Source organism: Agromyces litoreus (assembly GCF_040496015.1).
Lineage (GTDB): Bacteria > Actinomycetota > Actinomycetes > Actinomycetales > Microbacteriaceae > Agromyces > Agromyces litoreus.
This window is the reverse complement of the sequence record NZ_JBEPKA010000026.1, coordinates 1-20,881: the sequence shown is the minus strand read 5'-3', so window position 1 is coordinate 20,881 and position 20,881 is coordinate 1. Positions and strand designations below refer to the sequence as shown.

Genomic DNA, 20,881 nt, shown 5'->3' with positions numbered 1-20,881 from the left:
CCGAAGCTGCTCCTGCTCGACGAGCCGCTCTCCGCGCTGGACCGCCAGGTGCGCGCGTCGATGCAGCTGGAGCTCAAGCGCCTGCAGCACGAGGTCGGGCTCACCTTCGTGGTCGTCACGCACGACCAGGAGGAGGCCATGTCGATGGCCGATCGCATCGCGGTGCTCAACGACGGGCGGCTGGAGCAGCTCGCGAGTCCGCAGGAGCTGTACGCCGAGCCCGCGTCGCGCTTCGTGGCGGCGTTCATCGGCACGGCCAACCTGCTCGACGGCGCCGCCACCGCCGAGGGCGTCGACGTCCCCGGCATCGGCCCCGTGTCCGGCCGGCACGCGATGAGCCCGGGCTCGCCCGCGACCGCCGTGGTCCGGCCGGAGGACGTCGCGGTCGGCACCGAGGTCTCGGGCGGGCTTCGCGGCACCGTGGTCGACACGTACTTCCTCGGCGGCGCGTCGACCATCTCGGTCGAGGTGCCGGGGCTGCCCGCGCCGCTGCTGGCGAGCGTGCACGGGGCGACGCGGCTCTCACGCGGCGCCGACGTCGGGGTGGCGTTCGGCCGCGCCACCGCGGTCCCGCGCGACCCGTCGCAGCCGGCGTCGCACGGGACGACCGTCCCGACGACCGCGATCCCGGTGACGGATGCGGCGGCACCCGAGGACGGCGCCGGCGGGGGAGTCGCCGCCCCCGGCGCGTCGGGCCCGGCCGAGGCTCCCGACCCGACCAGGTCTCAGGACGTCAGCGCGTGACCCGTCGCCAGGCGCGCGTACTCGCGCAGCAGTTCGGCCGCCGCGGCGCGGTCGAGCGTGGGGTGCTTGGCCACGATGCGGTACCCGTACGCGTCCTCGAGCGCGACGAGGTTGCGGGCGATGACGATCGTCGGCTGGGCCAGTGCGAACAGCCCGCGCGCGGCGCCCTGCTCCAGGACGACCTGGTACATGCCGACCTGGCGGTCGTAGAGCGTCGTGAGCAGCGATGCCATGAGCGGGTTGCGGCCGGCGGATCCGCCGAGCTCGCACAGCAGGCGGACCTCGGTGTCGTCCGAGCCGCTGGGCAGGCCCGAGTCGATGAGGGCGAGCAGGCGCGCGACCGGGTCGTCCGGCAGCCCCTCGAGCATGCGGACGCGACCCTCGTAGAAGCGCTCCATCCCGGCGCGGTTCGCCTCGAACATGAGCTCGTCGATGTCGGGGTAGTAGTAGAGCACCGCGCCGGAGGTGAGCCCGGCCTCCTCGGCCACGCGGTTCAGGCGCGCCCCGTCTGGTCCGTGCGCCGCGATCGCGCGCTGCGCCGCCGCGAGCAGTTGGCTCCGACGTTCCTCCTGCCGCTTGGGCCTCGCCATGGTGCTCCCTCCCGAGCGGACAGATTGTCTGCACTGCCCTGCAATGTTAGCCCGAAGTGTCCGTGGAATACAGGCTTCCGGGCGTGCTGAATTCTCTATAACCTGCTGCAAAGAATCGATGAACGGAGTCGCCATGACCGACGCTCGCCGCACCTTCCTCTTCATGCCCGAGAGCGCCTACGGCCCGACCAACAACTGCATCGGCATCGCCAACGAACTCCTGAAGCAGGGCCACCGCGTGGTGTTCGCCGCGGAGCGCTCCTGGCAGGGCAAGCTCACCGCGCTCGGCTTCGAGGAGGACCTCGTCGACCTGGCCCCGGCCGAGGAGCCCGCCGGCGGCGAGGAGGTCGAGCAGGACGCCGGCCAGTTCTGGAAGGACTACATCAAGGAGGTCTCGCCCGAGTTCCGCAAGACCACGGCCGAGCAGCTCGAGACCGTGACCCTCCCGATCTGGGAGGAGCTCGTGAACGGCGCCAAGTACTGCGAACCGCAGCTGAAGGCGATCATCGCGCGGGTGCGGCCGGACGTCATCATCGAGGACAACGTGCTCGCATTCCCGGCGCTGGTCACCGCGGGCGTGCCGTTCGTGCGGATCGTCAGCTGCAACCCGCTCGAGGTGCCCGGCGAGCACATCGCCCCCGTCTTCTCGGGACTCGGGAAGGACGACCGCGCGGGCTGGGCGTCCTTCCGGGCCGAGTACGAGCGCACGCACCGCCCGCTCTGGGAATCGTTCGACGCCTGGGTCCGGGAGCAGGGCGCGCCGCCGCTGCCCGACCTCGAGTTCATCCACCGGGGCGACGCGAACCTCTACGTCTTCCCCGAGGAGCTCGACTACACCGACGATCGTCCCCTCGACGAGAGCTGGCACCGCCTCGACTCGTCGGTCCGCGAGACCGAGCAGGCGCCCGGCGACGTGCCCGCATCGTTCACCGACGGCAGCCGCCCGCTCGTCTACTTCAGCCTCGGCTCGCTCGGTTCGGCCGACGTCGAGCTCATGAAGCGGGTCATCGACGCCCTCGCCGTGCTGCCGGTCCACGTCATCGTGTCGAAGGGTCCGCTGCACGACGAGTTCGAACTCGCCGAGAACATGTGGGGGGCGGAGTTCCTGCCGCAGACCAAGCTGCTGCCGCTCGCCGACCTGGTCATCACCCACGGCGGCAACAACACCACGACCGAGGCGATGCACTTCGGCAAGCCGATGATCCTGCTGCCGTTGTTCTGGGACCAGTACGACAACGCCCAGCGCGTGGACGAGCAGGGCTACGGTCGCCGCCTCGACACGTACGGGTTCACGGCCGACGAGCTCCGCGAGGCCGTCACCGGCATCCTCGCCGATGACGCGCTCCGTGCGCGCTCCGAGGCCGCGGGAGCCGCGATCCGGGCGCGCCGCGGCGTCGCCAGGGCCGCCGAGATCATCGCCGAGGTCGGCCTGCCCGTCGGCGCCGGCGTCGACGCCGCGATCTCGGAGGGCGAGTGAGCGACACCCTCCCGGATGCGGCGGCCGCCGCGCTCGCGGACGCCGCGCCGCGGCCCTACTGGACCGACCGTCCCCAGGCGCCCGCCCCACGCCAGGCCCTCGACGGCCGGCACGAGGCCGACCTCGTCGTGGTCGGCGCCGGGTTCACCGGCCTCTGGACGGCGTGGCGGGCGCTCGAGCGCGGGGACGCGGAATCCGTGGTCGTCCTCGACGCCGAGCGGGTGGGCTACGGCGCGAGCGGCCGCAACGGCGGCTTCGTCGCGGCGTCGCTGACCCACGGGCTCGCGCACGGCACCATGGTGTGGCCCGACCAGGTCGGCGCCCTCCACGAGGAGGGGGAGCGCAACCTCGCCGACCTCGTCGCGAGCATCGAGGCCGCGGGCATCGACTGCGACCTCCGTCGCGTCGGCAAGACCACCCTCGCCGTCGAACCCTGGCAGGTCGACGGGCTGCGCGAGGCCGCCGAGCTCGGTCGCCGCCACGGCGTCGACCTCGAGCTGCAGTCGCGCGAGCAGGTGCAGGCCGACGTGCACTCGCCGACCTACCTCGCCGGGCTCCGGGACCGGGCGGGCACGGTGCTCGTCGACCCCGCCCTGCTCGCCTGGGGCATGGCCGACGAGCTCGAGCGCCGTGGTGCGCGCGTGCACGACCGGTCGCGGGCGACCGCGATCGAACGGCACGGGTCGGGCGTTCGCGTCCGGACGGACCGCGGAGCGATCCTCGCCCGCGGCGCCGTCGTCGCGACGGCGGCCTATCCGGCACCGCTTCGGCGCCTGCGGTCGTACCTGATGCCGCTGTACGACCACGTCCTCATGACCGAGCCGCTCACGGCCGGCCAGCGCGCGTCCATCGGCTGGGACGAGGGGCAGGGGCTCACCGACGCCGGCAACCAGTTCCACTACTACCGGCCGACGGCCGACGGGCGGATCCTGTTCGGCGGCTGGGACGCGGTCTACCACCGCGGCGGCCGCGTCGACGCGGCCTACGAGCAGCAGGGGGGCTCGCACGCGCTGCTCGCGCGGCACTTCGCCGAGACGTTCCCGCAGCTCGAGGGCGTGCGCTTCACGCATCGATGGGCGGGGCCGATCGACTCGACCACCCGCTTCACGGCCGCCTACGGCACCGCGCGCGGTGGCAGGATCGCGTACGCCGTGGGGCACACGGGCCTCGGCGTCGGCGCCTCGCGCTTCAGCGCCGACGTCGCGCTCGACCTGCTCCGCGGCGAGCCGACGTCTCGGCTGCGCTACGACATCGTCCGGCGCCGACCCGTGCCCGTCCCGCCGGAGCCGTTCCGGAACCCGATCATCCAGTACACCCGCCGGAGCATCCTCGCCGCCGACGCGCACGAGGGCCGGCGCAACCTCTGGCTGCGCACGCTCGACCGCTTCGGCCTCGGCTTCAACTCCTGAAAGGGCACCCCATGACCATCACCGGCACGTTCATCGGCGAGTACCGCGCCGGCACGGGCGAGGACGCCGTCATCACCGATCCCGCGACCGAGGCGGAGGTCGCGACGTACCGCGAGTCCGGGACCGCCGACGTCGACGAGGCCGCCGCGGCGGCTCGTGCCGCCCAGCCGGCCTGGGCCGCGAAGACCCCGGGGGAGCGCTCGCTCGCGCTGCTCCGGCTCGCCGACGCGATCGAGGCCGACGCGGAGCGGCTCGCGCGCCTCGAGGTCGAGGACTCGGGGAAGCCGTGGACGACGGCGTTCGACGGCGAACTGCCGTTCGCGGTCGACAACCTGCGCTTCTTCGCCGGCGCCGCCCGCTCGCTCGACGGGACCGGCGCCGGGTCGCTGTCGAACGGGTACACCTCGATCCTCACGCGACGCCCCGTGGGCGTGGTCGCCGGGATCACGCCGTGGAACTTCCCGCTCATCATGGCCGTCTGGAAGGCCGGGCCGGCGCTCGCCGCAGGCAACGCGGTGATCGTGAAGCCCGCCCCGGCGACGCCCCGCACGACGCTCCGGCTCGCGGAGCTCGCGGTGGAGGCGGGCCTGCCCGCCGGCCTGCTGAACGTGGTCACGGGCGACGCCGAGGTCGGCCAGGCGCTCGTCGCCCACCGCGAGGTCGACATGGTGAGCGTGACCGGTTCCACGCAGACCGGCAAGGCCGTCATGCGCGGCGCCGTCGAGGGCGTGAAGCGCGTGCACCTCGAGCTCGGCGGCAAGGCCCCCGTCATCGTGTTCGCCGACGCCGACCTCGGGGCGATGGCGCAGGCCGTCGCGCTCGGCGCGACCTACAACACCGGGCAGGACTGCACGGCCGCCACGCGCGTCTACCTCGAGCGCTCGGTGTTCGACGACGGGGTGGCCGCCCTCCGGCACGCGCTCGCCGGCGTGGTCGCGGGCGACCCGATGAGCGCCGACACCCACATCGGGCCGCTCATCTCGCGAGCGCACCGCGACCGCGTCGAGGGCTTCGTGACCCGCGCGGTCGCCGAGGGCGCGGAGGCGCTCGTCGGCGGCCACGCGATCGAGGGCACGGGCTCCTACTACGCGCCGACCCTGCTCGTCGGGGCGTCGCAGTCCTCCGAGATCGTCCAGGGCGAGGTGTTCGGGCCGGTGCTCGTCGCGCTCCCCTTCGACGGCGAGGCCGAGGGGGTCGCGCTCGCCAACGACAGCGCGTACGGCCTCGCCTCATCGGTCTGGACCTCGGACGTGGCGCGCGCGATGCGCGTCAGCCAGTCGCTCGACGTCGGCGTGACCTGGGTGAACGACCACCTCCCGATCGCGTCCGAGGCCCCCCACGGCGGCGTGAAGGGATCCGGGTTCGGCAAGGACATGTCGATCGAGCCGCTGCTCGACTACTCGGTGACCCGGCACCTGATGATCCGGCACGCCCCGCCGCCCGAGACGACCGGGTACCGCCCCGCCTGACGCGCGGGCCGTGCCGCTCCGGTCGCCCGCCGGGGTGCACGGGCTAGCATGCAGGCATGCAGGTGGGCGGCTCGGCCGACGCACGGCGCGCGACGCGTCGGGCGGCGACCGGCGGGGCCGCCGAGCCCGCTGCGGACGCCGCCGAGCCCGCCGACGACCGGCCGCCGCCGGCGCTGCCGCCGCGCCTGTCGTTCACGCGGATCCTCGACGGGTCCTTCTTCGTCATCGGAGGGGTTGCCGCCGTCTGGCTGGCGTGGCTCCTGCTCAACCAGTCGTTCGGCTTCGGATGGGCGGGCATCGGGTTCTTCCTCGTGTTCTGGCTCGTGCTCGCGTACCTCGTGCTTCCCCGGCTGCACCGCATCCTCACGACGATCTACGTGCCCGACTACTTCATCGGGCGCACCCGGACCAGCGACGGGCTGCTCGGCGATCCGGTGAACCTCGCGTTCGACGGGCCCGAGGCGGCCCTGCACCGCGCGATGCTCGCGGCGGGCTGGACCCGCGCCGACGACCTGACCGCGCGCTCCAGCTGGCGCATCGTGACCTCCACGCTGACCCGGCGCAGCTACGACGAGGCCCCCGTCAGCCCGTTGTTCCTGTTCGGTCGGATGCAGGACTTCGCCTACCAGCAGGAGGTCGCCGGCAACCCGGCGAAGCGCCACCACGTACGGTTCTGGCGGACGCCCGACGGATGGCTCCTGCCGGGCGGCCGTCGCGTCGACTGGCTCGCGGCGGGCACCTTCGATCGCGCCGTCGGGTTCTCATTGTTCACGCTGCAGGTGACCCACAAGATCGACGCGGACATCGACGTCGAGCGCGACCACATCGTCGACACCGTCGTCGCGGCGGATCCCGGGGTCGAGGTGGAGGTCATCCACGACTTCTCGACGGGCTACCACTCGCGCAACGGCGGGGGCGACAGCATCCGGACCGACGGCGACCTGCCCGTCGTCGTGGTGGGGGCGAGTGGGGCGGACGCCCGGGTCGCGACTCGCCGGGAGGTGCACGGCGCCTCCGGCGGCCGCGACGGCGGCGACCGGGCGGTCGGCAAGCGCAGCGCGTTCGAGTCGCCGCTGCGCCTGGCCGAGCGCCAGCCGGAGCCCGAGCGGCTGTCGCGGCCCAGCGCCACCGCGTTCGGCGCGATCGTCGTGGTGCTCCGGGTCGTCGCGGGCATCGTCTGGCTCGCCGCGCTCAGCCTCCAGTGGAACGAGTTCCTGACCGACGAGGTCGGCCTCGAGGCGGACTCGGCGACGCCGGACGAGTCGCAGCTCGCCCTGGTGGTCGTCCTGGTCGGCGGCGGGCTCGTGCTCCTCGTCCAGCTCGTCCTCGCCGTCCGCATCTGGTACGGCGGCAACCTCTCCCGCATCGTGGTGATGGTGATCTCGACGGTCACCATCACGATCGCGGCGACCGAGTCGTTCACGGGCGACACGGAGGTCACCGTGCGCACCACGCTCGTGACCCTGGCGCTCGACATCCTGGTGCTGCTCGCGCTGTCGAGCCGCGCCGCTCGGGCGTTCGCACGGCAGGGTGGGGGACGTTCGGCGGGTGCCGCGACGAGCGGTCGCCGCTAGCATCCGAGCATGGGCGTCCCGCTCGCCCGACGACTGCGCCGCACCGCCCTCGCCGCGGTGCTGGCGATGGCGATGCTCGCGCTCGGCGGCTGCGTGCAGTTCTACGAGGACGAGCTCGACCCCGCACTCATCCGGGAGCTCGAGCGGCAGTTCGGGACGGACGGCGACCGCGCCGCCGTCGCGGTGCTCTCCGGCGACCGGCTGCGCACGGGATACCTCGAGGCGGACGATCAGACCGTGTTCGAGGTCGGATCGGTGACCAAGCTCCTGACCGGCCTCCTGCTGCCGATGGCGGTCGAGGCGGGCGAGGTCCGGCTCGACGACCCGGTCGGCGCCTACCTCGCGCTGGGCGACTCGCCGGTCGCGGAGGCCACGCTCGAGGAGCTGGCGACGCACCGCTCCGGGCTGCCGCTCACCGTGGGCGACGAGGCGACGCGGATCGAGATCCGCGACGCCTGGACCTTCGGGGGCGCCCCCTTCCACGCCTCCGTGGACGAGCTCCTCGAGCTCGCCCGTGCCCAACCCGCCGAACCGACCTCACGTGCCGTGTACAGCATGCTCGGCCCCGCGCTGCTGGGGCACGCGCTCGCCGCGGCGGCGGGCACCGACTACGCGACGCTGGTCCGCGAGCGACTGCTCGAACCGCTCGGCATGGACGGCGCCTCGCTCCCGACGGGGGACGCCGACCTCTCGCCCGAGATCGCGGCCGGCCACGCCCGGGACCACCGGCCCGCGGCGCACTGGGCCGACACCGGGTGGGCCCCGTCCGTCGGGCTGCATGCGACGCTGCCGGACCTCATCGCGCTCGCCCGTGCCGTGCTCTCGGGGGGACTCGGCGAGAGCCCGGCGCTCGATCCGGTCGCCGACGGGCCGAACTCGCAGCAGCAGATGGGCTACCTGTGGTTCCTCGCCCGGAACGGCGAGCGCACGCTCGTCGGCACGCGCGCGACCACGGGCGGTTTCGCCGCCGTGTTCTTCGTCGACCGGGACGCCGGCGAGGCCGTCATCGTCCTCGCCAACGAGGCGCGACAGCTCGACGCCTTCGCGACGCGGGTGCTCGACGGGAGTGCGGGAGCGGCGGGATGGTTCGCCGGCGACCCGTGAGAGGCCCCTGCCGACGGGACGCGATCGCGGCTAGCCTGACCGCGTGAGGCGGGCCGGCGCGGTCGGGGGAGCGGTCCTCGTGGGGACCCTCATCCTGATCGTGCTCGTGTTCGCGGCGATCCGGGTCGTCACGGACGTGCCGCACCTCGTCGCCGGGACGCGGCCCGCGCCCGGCACGTTCGAGGAGCGCTACGTCGCGCACCCCGTGGTCGCGTACGCCCACATCCTCCCGGGGGTGCTCTACCTCCTCGGCGCACCGCTGCAGCTGTGGCGACGGTTCCGAGAGCGGCACTTCCGCCTCCATCGCGCGCTGGGCCGTGCGGTCCTCGTCGCGGGACTGCTGAGCGGCGTGTTCGCCCTGGCGTTCGGGATCCCGTTCTCGTTCGGCGGCCCGGTGCAGGCGGCGGCGACGGCGGTGTTCGCCGGGTGGTTCGCCGTCGCGCTCACCGCGGCGTACGCCGCCATCCGGCGGCGCGACATCCGGATGCACCGGCGCTGGATGATCCGCGCGTTCGCCGTCGGGCTCGGCGTCGGCACCATCCGGATCTGGATCGCGCTCCTGTCCGGGGTCGGCCCGATGTCGATGGCCGACAGCTTCGCGCCCGCGTTCTGGCTCGGGCTGTCGATCCACGTCGCGGCCGGCGAGGCGTGGCTGCTCTGGCGCCCCGAGGCGGACGGGCGGACGCGGGCGGCGCGAGCCCGGGCCGCCGCCTGAGGAGACGGGACGGTCAGGCGGGCGCGTGCTGGCGACACGTGGCCGGGGCGCACGCCTCGCAGCGCACCAACTGCGCACGGCACGAGGCGTCCGTGCAGTTCACCGTCCGGTTCGTCGGCGCCCCGCAGCCCTCGCAGGTCCCGACGACGCTCGCGTGGTCGCTGAAGTCGACCGAGCCGCGGCCGTCGAACACGTAGAGCGAGCCCTCCCAGAGCCCGTCGTCGCCGAAGCGCTCGCCGTAGCGGACGATCCCGCCCTCGAGCTGGTAGACCTCGCCGAAGCCCCGATTCGCCATGAGGCTGGAGAGCACCTCGCAGCGGATGCCGCCGGTGCAGTACGTGACGACCGGCCGGCCCTTGAGGTGGTCGAACGCGCCCGAGTCGAGGAGGCCGACGAAGTCGCGCGTGGTGTCCGTCGGCGGCACGATCGCACCGCGGAAGCGGCCGATCGCCGCCTCGATCGCGTTGCGCCCGTCGAAGAGGACGACCTCGTCGCCGCGGTCCTCGACGAGCCGGTGGAGCGCATCGGGGGAGAGACGCGCGCCGCCGCCGACCACGCCGTCCTCGTCGACCCGCAGCTCGCCCGGTGCGCCGAACGAGACGATCTCCTCGCGCACCTTGACGCTCAGGCGCGGGAAGTCGACGCTTCGCCCGTCGGCGTCGAGCGCGGTGCCCTCGCTCCACTTGACGTCGAGTCCGCGGAACCCCGGGTAGTCCTTCACCTTGCGCACGTAGCGCTTGAGCGCGCCCATCTCGCCGCCGAGCGTGCCGTTGAGGCCGTCCTTCGAGAGGAGCACCCGACCTCGGAGCCCGAGCGACTCCGCGAGGTCGCGCTGCCACAGCCGGATCGCCTCGGGGTCGGCGAGCGGCGTGAAGGCGTAGAACAGGATGATCTTGGGCAGCGGCACCCCGAGATCCTAGGCGCGCCGGCTGTGCGGATGCCGCGATGCGGTGACGGGGCGGCACCGCCGCATCCGCTACCGTGAGGCATCATGCGCGCGATGCCGCTCGAGCCGTCCAGCCACCGAGTCCCGATCGGTGCGCGGCTGCGTGCCGCGCGGCAGGCGCAGCAGCTCACGATCGACGAGGTCTCGCGGGTGACGGGGCTGACCAAGGGATTCCTCTCGAGGGTCGAGCGAGACCTGACGTCGCCGAGCGTGGCCTCGCTCATCGCGCTGTGCGACGTGCTGTCGATCTCGGTCGGGTCGCTCTTCGAGGAGGCGGACGTCAAGGTCGTCCGCGCGGGCACGGGTCCGGTCGTGAACCTGGGCGGAATCGACACCGAGGAGCGGCTGGTGTCGCCGCGCGGGGAGTCCCGGGTGCAGGTCATCCGATCGGTGATCGCGCCGGGCGGCCACGGCGGCGACGAGCTCTACGCCGTCGCCGCGGACGTCGACGTGCTGCACGTGCTGTCGGGCACCGTCGTGGTGCGCTTCTCGGACCAGGAGTGGGAGCTCGGTGCGGGCGACAGCGTGACGTTCAACGGGCACGAGCCGCACAGCTGGCGGGTCCCCGGGCCCGAGGGGGCCGAGGTCGTCTGGGTCCTCGTGCCCGCCCTCTGGAGTTCCTGAACCCGGTCCCTCCTCCGGCAGCCGATCTCCGCGCTTGACGCGGGCGACGCGTCGTCGTATCTTCTTACGCAACACGTGATGCCTCAGAGGCAACAAACACTTCTCGCAATGCAACAAGGAGGTTGCCATGCCGCAGCCGATCGGTCCCGTCGACAGCTCGAGGATCCCCCGCTACGCCGGACCCGCCGGGTTCGCCCGGCTTCCCCGCCTCGACCAGGTCGACCGCGCCGACATCGTCCTCGCCGGCGTGCCCTTCGACAGCGGCGTCTCCTACCGTTCGGGCGCCCGCTTCGGCCCGAACCACATCCGCGAGGCGAGCCGCCTCCTGCGTCCATACCACCCGGCGCTCGACGTCTCGCCGTTCGAGGTCACCCAGGTCGCGGACGCCGGCGACATCGCGGTGAACCCCTTCGACATCCGCGAGGCGATGGACACGGTCCACGCGGCCGCCCTCGACCTCACCGCCGACGGCACGCGGCTGGTCACGCTCGGCGGCGACCACACGATCGCGCTGCCGCTGCTCCGCGCCGCCGCCGAGCGCCACGGGCCGGTGGCGCTGCTGCACTTCGACGCCCACCTCGACACGTGGGACACCTACTTCGGCGCCGAGTACACGCACGGCACGCCGTTCCGTCGGGCGTTCGAGGAGGGGCTGCTCGACACCGAGGCGCTCAGCCACGTCGGCACCCGCGGTCCGCTCTACGGCAAGCGCGACCTCGAGGAGGACCGCCGCTTCGGCTTCGGCATCGTCACCTCCTCCGACGTCTTCCGCCAGGGCGTCGACGAGGTCGTCGCGAAGCTCCGCGACCGGATCGGCGACCGCCCGCTCTACGTCTCGATCGACATCGACGTGCTCGACCCCGCGCACGCGCCGGGCACCGGCACGCCCGAGGCCGGCGGCATGACCAGCCGCGAGCTCCTCGAGATCCTCCGCGGGTTCCGCGGCATGAACCTCATCGGCGCCGACGTCGTCGAGGTCGCGCCGGCCTACGACCACGCCGACCTGACGGGCGTCGCGGCGTCGCACGTGGCGTACGACCTCGTGTCGCTGCTCGCCATCCGGCACGAGGCCGGGCTCGCCGCGGACGACGCGACGCCGCGGGCCGCGGACGCCGGGCTCGCCGGGCTCGTGGAGCCGGCGGATGCCTGAGGCCGCCCACCGCCGCAACGGCGGCGACGTCGTCGTCGAGTCGCTCGCCGCGCTCGGGGTGCGCCACGTCTTCGGGATCCCGGGCCAGCACGCGCTCGGACTCTTCGACGCGATCCGCCGCAGCGACCTCGAGTTCGTCAGCTCGCGGGTCGAGAACAACTCCGCGTTCGGCGCCGACGGCTACGCTCGCGCGACCGGCGAGGTCGGCGTGCTGTTCCTCTCGACCGGGCCGGGGGCGCTCACCGCGCTGGGAGCCCTGCAGGAGGCGTACGCGACCGGGGTGCCCCTGCTCGTCATCACGAGCCAGATCCCGCGTCGCGGTCTCGGCGGCGCCCGCAAGGGCCTGCTCCACCAGCTCGACGACCAGCAGCGTTCCGCGCAGAACGTGACGAAGAGCACCGCCGTCGTCCGCGAGGCCGCGCAGATCCCGTCGGCGCTCGCCGACGCGTGGGCGCTCGCGCAGGCCGCGCCCGCCGGGCCGACCTGGGTCGAGATCCCCGAGGACGTGCTTCTGGAGGCGACCCACGTGCCGCCCGTGCGCTCGGCCGTCACCGCCATCCCCGAGCGGATGCCGCGGCCGGAGCTCGTCGACGAGGCCGCCGCGATGCTGGCGGCGGCGGAGCGACCCGTCATCCTCGCCGGCGGCGGGGTGCGACGCTCGGAGGGCGGCCGCACAGCGCTGGTCCGGCTCGCCGAGGCGCTCGACGCCCCGGTCGTCTCGACCGTCGGCGGCAAGGGCGCGATCCCGTTCGACCACCCGCTGTCGGCGGCATCCTGGATCGAGGACCGTCACACCACCGACCTCCTCGAGGACGCCGACGTGCTGCTCGCGGTCGGCACGGCGATTGGCGAGGTGACGAGCAACTACTTCACGTTCGCGCCGCGGGGCCGGCTCATCCACGTCGACGCCGAGGCCCGCGTGCTCGAGTCGAACCACGCCGCCCTCGGCATCCACGCGGATGCGGCGCTCGCGCTCGCCGCCGTCGCGGATCGGCTCCCGGCGACGGCGGGCACGGCGCCCGCCGACCGGCGGGACGGCGCCGCCGTCGCCGCGCAGCTGCGCGACGCGGTCGAGGACCGGCTCGGCGGGCAGGACCTCGCCGCCGAGCTCGGGCTCATGGCCGACCTGCGCGCCGCGGTGCCCGCGGACGCGCACACGTTCTGGGACATGACCATCGCCGGCTACTGGGCGTGGTCGGCGTGGAACCCGCTCGCCGGCGAGTTCCACTCGGCGCAGGGATCGGGCGGCCTCGGCTTCGCGTTCCCCGCCGCCCTCGCCGCCGCCATCGGCTCCGGGCGCCGCACCCTCGCGGTCTCGGGCGACGGTGGCGCGATGTACTCGATCGCGGAGCTCGCCACCGCGCGACAGCACGATGCCGACGTGACGTGGCTGATCGTCGACGACGGCGGCTACGGCATCCTCCGCGAGTACATGACCGGCGCGTTCGGCCAGGCCACGGCCACCGAACTCGCCCGACCCGACTTCGCAGCCCTCGCGCGCTCCTTCGGCGTGACGGCCCACGAGTCGACCCTGGAGGACGTGGGCGAGACCATCGCCCGCACCTTCCGCGAGCCCGGCCCCGCCGTCGTGGTCGTGCCCGCCGTGTTGCGCATGTTCGCGCCGACACACCTGCAGTAACCACCCCCTTCACCCTGACGCAAAGGATCCAACGATGGATATCGCGATCATCATCACCTACCTCGCAGCGATGCTGCTGTTCGGCTGGTGGGGCAAGACGAGGACGAAGAACTCCAGCGACTACCTCGTCGCCGGTCGCCGCCTCGGCCCGACCCTGTACACCGGCACCATGGCCGCACTCGTGCTCGGCGGCGCCTCCACCGTCGGCGGCGTCGGCCTCGGCTACAAGTTCGGCCTCTCGGGCATGTGGCTGGTCGTCTCGATCGCGGCCGGCCTGCTGCTGCTCAGCCTGCTGTTCTCGAGCCGCATCGCGAAGCTGAAGGTGTACACGGTCGCCCAGATGCTGCGCCTGCGCTACGGCGTCGACGCGACCAGCGCCTCGGGCCTCGTGATGGTCGCCTACACGCTCATGCTGTCGGTGACCTCGACGATCGCCTACGCGACGATCTTCAACGTGCTGTTCGGCACCGACCGCCTGGTGTCGGTCCTCATCGGCGGTGCGGTCGTCGTCGCCTACTCCACGATCGGCGGCATGTGGTCGATCACGCTGACCGACATGGTCCAGTTCGTGCTCCAGACCGTCGGCGTGTTCATCATCCTGCTGCCCTTCGCGTGGATCAACGCGGGCGGCTACGACGGGATCGTCGAGCGCCTCGGCAACGCGGCGTTCGAGCTCACCACGATCGGCGTCGACACGATCATCACCTTCTTCGTGATCTACACCTTCGGCATGCTCATCGGCCAGGACATCTGGCAGCGCGTGTTCACCGCGCGCACCCCGAAGGTCGCCAAGTGGGGCGGTACCGCCGCCGCCGTCTACTGCCTCCTCTACGGCGTCGCCGGCGCGCTCATCGGCACCGCCGCCGCGGCGTACCTGCCCGGCATCGAGGTGAAGGACGACGTCTACGCCGCGATCACGCAGTCGATCCTGCCGGTGGGCCTGAGCGGCCTCGTGCTCGCCGCGGCCGTCGCCGCGATGATGTCGACCGCCTCCGGCGCGCTCATCGCGTCGGCGACTGTCGCCCGTGCCGACATCGCGCCGATGATCGCCCGCCTGCTCGGTCGCGCCCCGCGCGCGACGGACGCGAACCCCGAGCACGACGTGCGCGCCAACCGCATCTACGTGGTCGTGTTCGGCGTCGTCGTGATCCTGTTCGCGGCCATGCTGAACGACGTGGTCGCGGCGCTGACGATCGCCTACGACATCCTCGTGGGCGGCCTGCTCGTGGCGATCCTCGGCGGCTTCGTCTGGAAGCGCGCCACCGGCGCCGGCGCGCTCTGGTCGATGGCGGCCGGCACCGTCGGCACCATCGGCACCATGATCGCCCTGGGCGACATGTACGCGAACGAGCCGATCTACGTGGGCCTCGGCGCGAGCCTGGTCGCCTACGTCGTGGCGAGCCTGCTCACCCCGCGGACGCCGACCGAGGTCCTCGACGAGTGGAACGCCCGCCTCGCCAGCCGGGACGACGAGGTCGTCGCCGATGCCGCGGCCGCTCCGGTGGCGGCGGAGGGCGCCGCGGACGCCGCCGCCGAGCCCGTCGGGGCGGTGAAGCCCGCCGCTGCCGAGTAGCGGGACCCATGGGACGGCGGGTGCAGCGCGCGGGGGGCGCTGCACCCGCCGTCCTCGTCTCCGGACGCCCCGCGTTCCGGAGGCTCGGAGGCCCCTCCGGATCGACGGCGCACCGGCCACGCGGCCGCCGCCGCAGCCGACGCGACCTATGCTGGCCGCGACGCCGACGACCACCGACGAGGAGGATCGACGATGCTCGACGTGGACCCCTATGACGCCCTGCAGAGGCTCCGCCCGGTGGAGTCGTTCACGGTCTCGAGCAGCGACTTCGACCAGGGCGGTCCGCTCGCCCGGCCGCAGTGGGCGCACGCCGCGGGCGGCGTCGACCGCTCGCCCCAGCTGTCGTGGAGCGGGTTCCCCGAGCGCACCCGCGGCTTCGCCGTGACCTGCCTCGATCCCGACGCCCCGAGCGGGTCGGGCTGGTGGCACTGGGCCGTGCTCAACCTGCCCCTCGAGACCACCGAGCTCGAGGCCGGCGTCGGCGAGGCCGGGGCACCGCCGCTGCCCGAGGGCTCGATGGTGCTGCGCAACGAGGACGGCGTCCGCGGGTACGGCGGCGCTGCGCCGCCGCGGGGCACGGGCGAGCACCGCTACGTGTTCGTCGTGCACGCGCTCGACGTGCCGAGCCTCGACCTCGATCCGGATGCCACGCCGGCGGTCCTCGGCATCCGCTGCTTCGGGCACGCTCTCGCGCGCGGCATCCTCATCGGGACCGTCAACCGCGACTGAGTCGCGCCGGGCCCGACGTCAGTCGACGCGGCGTCCGAAGATGAAGTACGTGATCGGACCGATGAAGTTGACCGCGATCACGAGCGCCCACACCCATTTGCGCCCGTTCACCTCCTCGGCCGGCCGCTTGGCCAGGTCGGACCACGCGGCCGACGCCAGCGCGAGCTGGACCACCGCGGTGACGACGCCCCTCACCTGCTGACCTCGGCTGAGGTCGCTCCACTGCCGTGCCTTCGCCATGGCTCCTCCGATCCTCCGTATCGCCTCGGCGCCGGTCGCACTCAGCGCCGAGCGCCTCCGCGCTACTCCTCCTCGGGCTGCGGCGCGATCGGCTGCCCGAGGCGCACGCGCGTGCCGAACGGGTCGGAGACGAGCGAGACCCGATCGCCCCACTCGCTGTCCGACGGCGGCTCGATCACGGTGCGGCCCGCGTCAGCCAGCGCGGCCGTCGTCGCGTCGACGTCGTCGACGGTGAACCAGAGCAGGATGCCGGCGCCGTCGCCGGCCGTCGCCCCCTCCGCGAGTCCCAGGCCGACCTGCGCCGACCCGGCCTGCAGCGTCGCGAACACGGGCTCGCCGTCGGCCGGGTGGCGGAAGATCACCGTGGCGCCGAGCTCGTCGCGGTAGAACCGCAGGGCGGCCTCCATGTCGGGCACCTCGAGGATCGGGTACGCGGATTCGATCATGTTCCCTCCCGCGCCCGACGCTACGCGGGGCTCCTCGATGCCGCTACCGTGTGAGCGTGAGCGAGCACGTCTCCGCGAGCGTCGCCGACGGCGTCGGCCACGTGACGCTGGTCCGCCCGCGGGCCCTGAACGCCCTGAGCTTCGAGATGATCCGCGAGCTCACGGCCGTCTTCGAGGCCTGGCGGCGCGACCCCGAGGTCTCCCTCGTCGTGCTCGACGGCGAGGGCGAACGCGGATTCTGCGCCGGCGGCGACATCCGCGAGCTCTACTCGTACTCGACCGGAGGCCACGTCTCGGAGGCCCTGCGCTTCTTCCGCACGGAGTACCGCCTGAACGCCGCCATCGCGCGCTACCCGAAGCCGGTCGTCGCCATCATGGACGGCATCACGATGGGCGGCGGCATCGGCATCGCGGGCCACGCCTCGATCCGCGTGGTCACCGAGCGCTCGCGCATCGCGATGCCCGAGACGCGAATCGGCTTCACGCCCGACGTCGGGGGCACCTGGCTGCTCGGCCGCGCCCCGGGCGAGCTCGGCGTGCACCTCGCCCTGAACTCGCGCACCATGGACGCCGCCGACGCCATCCACGCCGACTTCGCCGACGTCATGGTGCCGAGCGAGCGGCTGCCGCACCTTGTGCAGGCCCTCGAGGAGCGCGCCGACCCCGGCACGCCCGCCGAGATCGTCATGCTCTTCGACGAGACGCCGGAGCCGTCGGCGCTCGCCGAGGCGCGTCCGTGGGTCGACGCCTGCTACTCCGCGCCGACGGTGCGGGGCATCATCGACCGGCTCCGCGCGCTCGCCGACGGGCGGCCGGGAGCCGCGGGCTCCGGCACCGGCGACGGCGTCGCGCCGCCGCCCCGGGCGGGCGAGTCGGCGCGTGCCGCGGCCGCCGCCGCGGCCGACGAGCTCGAGGTGCTCTCGCCGACCGCGCTGACCGTGACGCTCGAGGCGATCCGCCGGGCGCGCGCGCTGCCGCGCCTCGAGGACGCCCTCGAGCAGGAGTTCCGTGCGGTGTCGTGGTTCATCGGGCAGCACGACCTGCACGAGGGCATCCGCGCACAGGTGATCGACAAGGACCGCTCGCCGGCGTGGGACCCGCCGACCCTGGCCGAGGTGCCGGACGGCCTGGCCGCCCGCGTGCTCGACGAGCAGCGGTACGACCCGGTCTGGGGCGACTGACCGCACGCTCCGGTGCGCCGGGCGATCCTCGCCCCGGGGTTGTGGATGTCGGACCCGCGGCGAATAATAAACCACATGGTTTACTCGACCGTCGACGACGCGGACCGCCTCGACGCCGTCTTCGCGGCGCTCTCGCACCGATCCCGTCGCGAGCTGGTCCTCTACCTCGCGGCGCGCGAGGACGCACCCCGGATGTCGCAGGTGGCCGCCGACCGGGGCGTCTCCCCGCAACTGCTCAACAAGCACACCGCCGCGCTCGAGAAGGCGGGACTCGTCCGCCGCGAGGGCGACGGGCGCGAGCGCAGGCTCGTGCTCGACCCGGTCGCCCTGGCGGAGGCGCAGCGGTGGCTCGGCCGCGCCCGGGCGTTCTGGACCGCCCGGTTCGACGACCTCGACGCCTACGTCGCGACGCTCGGGGAGGCATCCGATGCCTGACGCCGTCTTCGACCTCGAGCGCACGTTCGCCATCGACCGGGCGACGATGTGGGCGCTCTGGACCGACGCCGCGCACGCCGCGCGCTGGATGCGCCCGTCCGTCGCCGAGTACGGCGAGACGGATGCCACGATCGACCCGCGGCCCGGCGGCGCATACCGCTTCGAGATGCACGGGCCGGATGCGACGTATGCCACCTCCGGCACCTATGTCGACGTCGACCCGATGGACCGGCTGAGCTTCACCTGGCGATGGGACGGCTCCGACGAGGAGAGCCTCGTCGAGGTGCGGTTCTCCGACGACGCCGACGGCACCCGGGTCCGCATCACGCACACCCGGTTCGACTCGGCCGAGTCCGCCGCGCGCCACGGCGAGGGATGGCGCGGCTGCCTCGACTCGATCGCCGCGATCTTCGAACCCGCACCCGGCTGACCCGCCGGCGACGTACCGGCGACGATGCCGGCACACGGACTCCCGGACGGGAGCCCGGCAACCGATCCGAGAGGAACACTCCCATGGCACGGTTCGTCTTCATCTACCACGCGCCCATGCCGCCCGCCGACGCGACCCCGCCGACCGACGAGGAGACCGCCGCCGTGATGGGCGAGTGGATGGCGTGGGCCGGCAAGGTCGGCGACGACATGGTCGACTTCGGGACCCCGCTCGCCGACGGCGTGCGCGTGAGCCCCGGCGGCGCCGTCGCCCCGAGCACCCGCGAGGTCACCGGCTACACCATCATCGAGGCGGAGGACATGGACGCCGCCGTCGAGCTCGCGAAGGTGCATCCGCACCTGAACATGCCCGGCGGCTGCGAGATCGAGGTGCACGCGGCGCAGGCCGTGCCCGGCATGTAACCGGCGCGACGATCCGGCGGGCGGGATGCGGCGCGACCGCGCCTGCTCCCGCCGCCGGCTCAGCGGGCCTGCGCGACCGCGGCCTCGAGCGCCACCCAGGAGAGCATCGCGCACTTGATGCGCATGACGTACTTCGAGACCCCGTGGAACGCGATCGCGTCGCCGAGCACGTCCTCATCGGGCTCGCCCGCGCCCTTCGAGCGGAGCATCGTGCGGAACTCCTCCGCGAGTCCGAGCGCCTCGTCCACGGGTCGCCCCTGCACGAGGTCGGTCAGCACCGATGCCGACGCCATCGAGATGCTGCATCCGTCGCCCTGCCAGGCCACGGCCTCGATGCGCTCGTGCCCGTCGTCGAGCTTCACGCGGAGCGTGATCTCGTCACCGCACGTCGGATTGAACTCGTGGTGCTCGCCGTCGGCGCCCTCGAGCGGCCCGTCGCCGTGACGAGCCTTCGCGTGGTCGAGGATGATCTCCTGGTACAGCCCGTCCAGTGCGCTCATCAGGCGGCTCCCGTCCCGAGTCCGAAGAACCCGCGGACCTCGCCGAGTGCGGCGATGAACCGGTCGGCCTCCTCCGCGGTCGTGTACACGTGCGCGCTGGCGCGCGTCGTCGCCGTGATCCCGAGCGCGCGATGCAGCGGCTGCGCGCAGTGGTGGCCGACGCGCACGACGAGGCCCGCGTCGTCGAGGTACTGGCCGACGTCGTGCGCGTGCACGCCCTCGACCGCGACGCTCACGAGGCCCCCGCGGTGCTCGCCGACCTGTGGTCCCACGATGCGCACGCCCGGGATGGCGGAAACGCCGGCGACGACGCGCTCGGCGAACGCGTCCTCGTGCGCGGCGACCGCGTCCATCCCGAGGCCCTCGAGGTAGCGCACCGCCGCGGCGAGGCCGATGGCCTGCGAGACCGCCTGCGTGCCCGCCTCGAACCGCTGCGGCGCCGGCAGGAACTGCGCCGAGTCGAACGTGACGCGGGTGATGGTCGACCCGCCGGTGCGGGCCGGCGGAAGCGCGTCGAGCAGCTCGGCGCGGCCGTAGAGCACCCCGAGGCCGTTCGGACCCAGCATCTTGTGGCCCGAGAACGCGGCGAAGTCGACGCCGTACCCGGCGAGGTCGACCGGGCGGTGCGGCACCGACTGGCAGGCGTCCAGGATGACGAACGCCTCGGGGGCGCGGTCGCGCACGAGCGCGACGACGTCGGCGACCGGCACGATGAGGCCGGTCACGTTCGAGACCTCCGCGAACGCGACGATGCGGGTGCGCGCGGTCAGCACGGCGGCGAGGTCGTCGACGCCCCAGCAGCCGTGCTCGTCGACCTCCACGGGAACGAGGCGGGCGCCCGTCCGCTCCGCGACGCGCTGCCACGGCAGCAGGTTCGCGTGGTGCTCGGACTCTGGCAGGACGATCTCATCCCCGGGCTGCAGGGCGAACCGCGCCGCGGCCGCACCCCCGATGCCCGTGCTCGCGTCGGCGATGCCGAGCGCCACCATGTTCAGCGCGTCCGTCGCGTTCTGCGCCCAGACGATCTCGCGGTCGTCGGCCGCGCCCACGAAGCGCGCGACGTCGGCGCGCGCCTCCTCGAAGCGCGTCGTCGAGCGGCCGGTCGCGGCGCTCGCGCCGCGGTGCACCGCGGCGAGGTCGTGCACGAGGTAGTCGCGTTCGGCATCGAGCACGGCGGTGGGACGCTGCGCGGTCGCCGCCGAGTCGAGGTAGGCGGTCGGTCGGGCGTCGCCGGATTCCGTGAAGGCGGGGAAGTCGCGCCGGATGTCGCGGACGGTCCGGCTGCCCACGGTCTCCGTGTCGGTGTGGATCATCCCCTCCATCGTCCCATGCCCCGGCCGAGCGGTCGCCGTCAAGATCCGGCGGGCTCGTGCGCCGTTGGGTAGCGTGATCCTCGTGAAGATCCATCATCTGCGTACGCATCGGAGTGATGAGGGCTTGGGCCGGGAGGGGCAGTTGGCGTGGCAGTTGGCTGGGGTGGCGGT

General features: G+C 73.4%; 22 protein-coding genes. 16 read left to right on the top strand and 6 right to left on the bottom strand.

Annotated features, from left to right (window positions below; genetic code table 11):
- A partial coding sequence (locus ABME01_RS15300) for an ABC transporter ATP-binding protein (RefSeq protein ID WP_353829291.1) occupies positions 1–744 on the top strand: 744 nt, incomplete at its 5' end.
- Here ABME01_RS15300 and ABME01_RS15295 read toward each other — a convergent pair.
- Positions 726–1,334, bottom strand: coding sequence for a TetR/AcrR family transcriptional regulator (locus tag ABME01_RS15295; RefSeq protein WP_353829290.1), 609 nt, complete (start codon positions 1,332–1,334; stop codon positions 726–728). The genes ABME01_RS15300 and ABME01_RS15295 overlap by 19 nt on opposite strands.
- 133 nt (positions 1,335–1,467) lie before the next feature.
- Between ABME01_RS15295 and ABME01_RS15290 the strand changes: the two genes are divergently transcribed.
- From ABME01_RS15290 to ABME01_RS15265, 6 genes are read left to right on the top strand one after another with little or no spacing between them, the layout of a single operon-like run.
- Positions 1,468–2,811 (top strand): glycosyltransferase, encoded by a 1,344-nt coding sequence (locus tag ABME01_RS15290; protein ID WP_353829289.1) that lies wholly within the window; start codon positions 1,468–1,470, stop codon positions 2,809–2,811.
- Positions 2,808–4,220: an NAD(P)/FAD-dependent oxidoreductase gene (locus tag ABME01_RS15285; protein WP_353829288.1), complete on the top strand. Its 1,413-nt coding sequence runs from the start codon at positions 2,808–2,810 to the stop codon at positions 4,218–4,220. Before ABME01_RS15290 ends, ABME01_RS15285 begins: the two co-directional genes overlap by 4 nt.
- An 11-nt stretch (positions 4,221–4,231) precedes the next feature.
- Positions 4,232–5,689 carry an aminobutyraldehyde dehydrogenase gene (locus ABME01_RS15280; RefSeq protein WP_353829287.1) on the top strand — a complete coding sequence of 486 codons (1,458 nt, stop codon included), beginning with the start codon at positions 4,232–4,234 and terminating at the stop codon, positions 5,687–5,689.
- A gap of 56 nt (positions 5,690–5,745) precedes the next feature.
- Entirely contained in the window at positions 5,746–7,263 is a 1,518-nt protein-coding gene (locus ABME01_RS15275) for an LssY C-terminal domain-containing protein (protein ID WP_353829286.1), read from the top strand.
- 9 nt (positions 7,264–7,272) lie between these two features.
- Positions 7,273–8,367 (top strand): serine hydrolase domain-containing protein, encoded by a 1,095-nt coding sequence (locus ABME01_RS15270; protein WP_353829285.1) that lies wholly within the window; start codon positions 7,273–7,275, stop codon positions 8,365–8,367.
- 43 nt (positions 8,368–8,410) lie between these two features.
- On the top strand, positions 8,411–9,082 hold the full coding sequence (locus tag ABME01_RS15265) for a DUF2306 domain-containing protein (RefSeq protein WP_353829284.1): 672 nt from the start codon (positions 8,411–8,413) through the stop codon (positions 9,080–9,082).
- A 13-nt stretch (positions 9,083–9,095) separates the two neighbouring features.
- On the opposite strand, the gene trhO is transcribed toward ABME01_RS15265, so the two are convergent.
- Positions 9,096–9,989 carry an oxygen-dependent tRNA uridine(34) hydroxylase TrhO gene (trhO, locus tag ABME01_RS15260; protein ID WP_353829283.1) on the bottom strand — a complete coding sequence of 298 codons (894 nt, stop codon included), beginning with the start codon at positions 9,987–9,989 and terminating at the stop codon, positions 9,096–9,098.
- An 84-nt stretch (positions 9,990–10,073) separates the two neighbouring features.
- On the opposite strand from trhO, the gene ABME01_RS15255 reads away from it, so the two are divergent.
- The 5 genes from ABME01_RS15255 to ABME01_RS15235 all read left to right on the top strand — a co-directional run bounded on the left by ABME01_RS15255 (position 10,074) and on the right by ABME01_RS15235 (position 15,743).
- Positions 10,074–10,652 (top strand): helix-turn-helix domain-containing protein, encoded by a 579-nt coding sequence (locus ABME01_RS15255; protein WP_353829282.1) that lies wholly within the window; start codon positions 10,074–10,076, stop codon positions 10,650–10,652.
- Positions 10,653–10,779: 127 nt separating this feature from the next.
- Positions 10,780–11,802 (top strand): agmatinase, encoded by a 1,023-nt coding sequence (speB, locus tag ABME01_RS15250; protein WP_353829281.1) that lies wholly within the window; start codon positions 10,780–10,782, stop codon positions 11,800–11,802.
- Positions 11,795–13,441 (top strand): thiamine pyrophosphate-binding protein, encoded by a 1,647-nt coding sequence (locus ABME01_RS15245; RefSeq protein WP_353829280.1) that lies wholly within the window; start codon positions 11,795–11,797, stop codon positions 13,439–13,441. Before speB ends, ABME01_RS15245 begins: the two co-directional genes overlap by 8 nt.
- A 34-nt stretch (positions 13,442–13,475) precedes the next feature.
- Entirely contained in the window at positions 13,476–15,014 is a 1,539-nt protein-coding gene (locus ABME01_RS15240) for a sodium:solute symporter family protein (RefSeq protein ID WP_353829279.1), read from the top strand.
- A gap of 192 nt (positions 15,015–15,206) precedes the next feature.
- On the top strand, positions 15,207–15,743 hold the full coding sequence (locus ABME01_RS15235) for a YbhB/YbcL family Raf kinase inhibitor-like protein (RefSeq protein ID WP_353829278.1): 537 nt from the start codon (positions 15,207–15,209) through the stop codon (positions 15,741–15,743).
- Between the two features lie 18 nt (positions 15,744–15,761).
- On the opposite strand, the gene ABME01_RS15230 is transcribed toward ABME01_RS15235, so the two are convergent.
- Complete coding sequence (locus ABME01_RS15230; RefSeq protein ID WP_353829277.1) at positions 15,762–15,983, bottom strand: PLD nuclease N-terminal domain-containing protein; 222 nt, start codon at positions 15,981–15,983, stop codon at positions 15,762–15,764.
- 62 nt (positions 15,984–16,045) lie between these two features.
- Entirely contained in the window at positions 16,046–16,429 is a 384-nt protein-coding gene (locus ABME01_RS15225) for a VOC family protein (RefSeq protein ID WP_353829276.1), read from the bottom strand.
- A gap of 56 nt (positions 16,430–16,485) precedes the next feature.
- Here ABME01_RS15225 and ABME01_RS15220 point away from each other — a divergent pair, with 56 nt between their 5' ends.
- The 4 genes from ABME01_RS15220 to ABME01_RS15205 all read left to right on the top strand — a co-directional run bounded on the left by ABME01_RS15220 (position 16,486) and on the right by ABME01_RS15205 (position 18,897).
- Positions 16,486–17,610 carry an enoyl-CoA hydratase/isomerase family protein gene (locus tag ABME01_RS15220; protein WP_353829275.1) on the top strand — a complete coding sequence of 375 codons (1,125 nt, stop codon included), beginning with the start codon at positions 16,486–16,488 and terminating at the stop codon, positions 17,608–17,610.
- A gap of 75 nt (positions 17,611–17,685) precedes the next feature.
- Positions 17,686–18,045: an ArsR/SmtB family transcription factor gene (locus ABME01_RS15215; RefSeq protein ID WP_353829274.1), complete on the top strand. Its 360-nt coding sequence runs from the start codon at positions 17,686–17,688 to the stop codon at positions 18,043–18,045.
- On the top strand, positions 18,038–18,475 hold the full coding sequence (locus ABME01_RS15210) for an SRPBCC family protein (protein WP_353829273.1): 438 nt from the start codon (positions 18,038–18,040) through the stop codon (positions 18,473–18,475). Before ABME01_RS15215 ends, ABME01_RS15210 begins: the two co-directional genes overlap by 8 nt.
- An 83-nt stretch (positions 18,476–18,558) precedes the next feature.
- Positions 18,559–18,897: a YciI family protein gene (locus ABME01_RS15205; protein ID WP_353829272.1), complete on the top strand. Its 339-nt coding sequence runs from the start codon at positions 18,559–18,561 to the stop codon at positions 18,895–18,897.
- A gap of 59 nt (positions 18,898–18,956) precedes the next feature.
- On the opposite strand, the gene sufU is transcribed toward ABME01_RS15205, so the two are convergent.
- Both sufU and ABME01_RS15195 read right to left on the bottom strand, forming a co-directional pair.
- On the bottom strand, positions 18,957–19,397 hold the full coding sequence (gene sufU, locus ABME01_RS15200; protein ID WP_353829271.1) for a Fe-S cluster assembly sulfur transfer protein SufU: 441 nt from the start codon (positions 19,395–19,397) through the stop codon (positions 18,957–18,959).
- Entirely contained in the window at positions 19,397–20,710 is a 1,314-nt protein-coding gene (locus tag ABME01_RS15195; RefSeq protein ID WP_353829270.1) for an aminotransferase class V-fold PLP-dependent enzyme, read from the bottom strand. The genes sufU and ABME01_RS15195 overlap by 1 nt, the downstream gene beginning before the upstream one ends.
- Between the last annotated feature and the right edge of the window lie 171 nt (positions 20,711–20,881).

Coding starts and splice junctions, on each gene's coding strand:
- ABME01_RS15295 (WP_353829290.1), bottom strand. CDS start 1,334: ATGGCGAGGCCCAAGCGGCAGGAGGAACGTCGGAGCCAACTGCTCGCG.
- ABME01_RS15290 (WP_353829289.1), top strand. CDS start 1,468: ATGACCGACGCTCGCCGCACCTTCCTCTTCATGCCCGAGAGCGCCTAC.
- ABME01_RS15280 (WP_353829287.1), top strand. CDS start 4,232: ATGACCATCACCGGCACGTTCATCGGCGAGTACCGCGCCGGCACGGGC.
- ABME01_RS15275 (WP_353829286.1), top strand. CDS start 5,746: ATGCAGGTGGGCGGCTCGGCCGACGCACGGCGCGCGACGCGTCGGGCG.
- ABME01_RS15270 (WP_353829285.1), top strand. CDS start 7,273: ATGGGCGTCCCGCTCGCCCGACGACTGCGCCGCACCGCCCTCGCCGCG.
- ABME01_RS15255 (WP_353829282.1), top strand. CDS start 10,074: ATGCGCGCGATGCCGCTCGAGCCGTCCAGCCACCGAGTCCCGATCGGT.
- speB (WP_353829281.1), top strand. CDS start 10,780: ATGCCGCAGCCGATCGGTCCCGTCGACAGCTCGAGGATCCCCCGCTAC.
- ABME01_RS15245 (WP_353829280.1), top strand. CDS start 11,795: ATGCCTGAGGCCGCCCACCGCCGCAACGGCGGCGACGTCGTCGTCGAG.
- ABME01_RS15240 (WP_353829279.1), top strand. CDS start 13,476: ATGGATATCGCGATCATCATCACCTACCTCGCAGCGATGCTGCTGTTC.
- ABME01_RS15235 (WP_353829278.1), top strand. CDS start 15,207: ATGCTCGACGTGGACCCCTATGACGCCCTGCAGAGGCTCCGCCCGGTG.
- ABME01_RS15230 (WP_353829277.1), bottom strand. CDS start 15,983: ATGGCGAAGGCACGGCAGTGGAGCGACCTCAGCCGAGGTCAGCAGGTG.
- ABME01_RS15225 (WP_353829276.1), bottom strand. CDS start 16,429: ATGATCGAATCCGCGTACCCGATCCTCGAGGTGCCCGACATGGAGGCC.
- ABME01_RS15215 (WP_353829274.1), top strand. CDS start 17,686: ATGGTTTACTCGACCGTCGACGACGCGGACCGCCTCGACGCCGTCTTC.
- ABME01_RS15210 (WP_353829273.1), top strand. CDS start 18,038: ATGCCTGACGCCGTCTTCGACCTCGAGCGCACGTTCGCCATCGACCGG.
- ABME01_RS15205 (WP_353829272.1), top strand. CDS start 18,559: ATGGCACGGTTCGTCTTCATCTACCACGCGCCCATGCCGCCCGCCGAC.
- sufU (WP_353829271.1), bottom strand. CDS start 19,397: ATGAGCGCACTGGACGGGCTGTACCAGGAGATCATCCTCGACCACGCG.
- ABME01_RS15195 (WP_353829270.1), bottom strand. CDS start 20,710: ATGATCCACACCGACACGGAGACCGTGGGCAGCCGGACCGTCCGCGAC.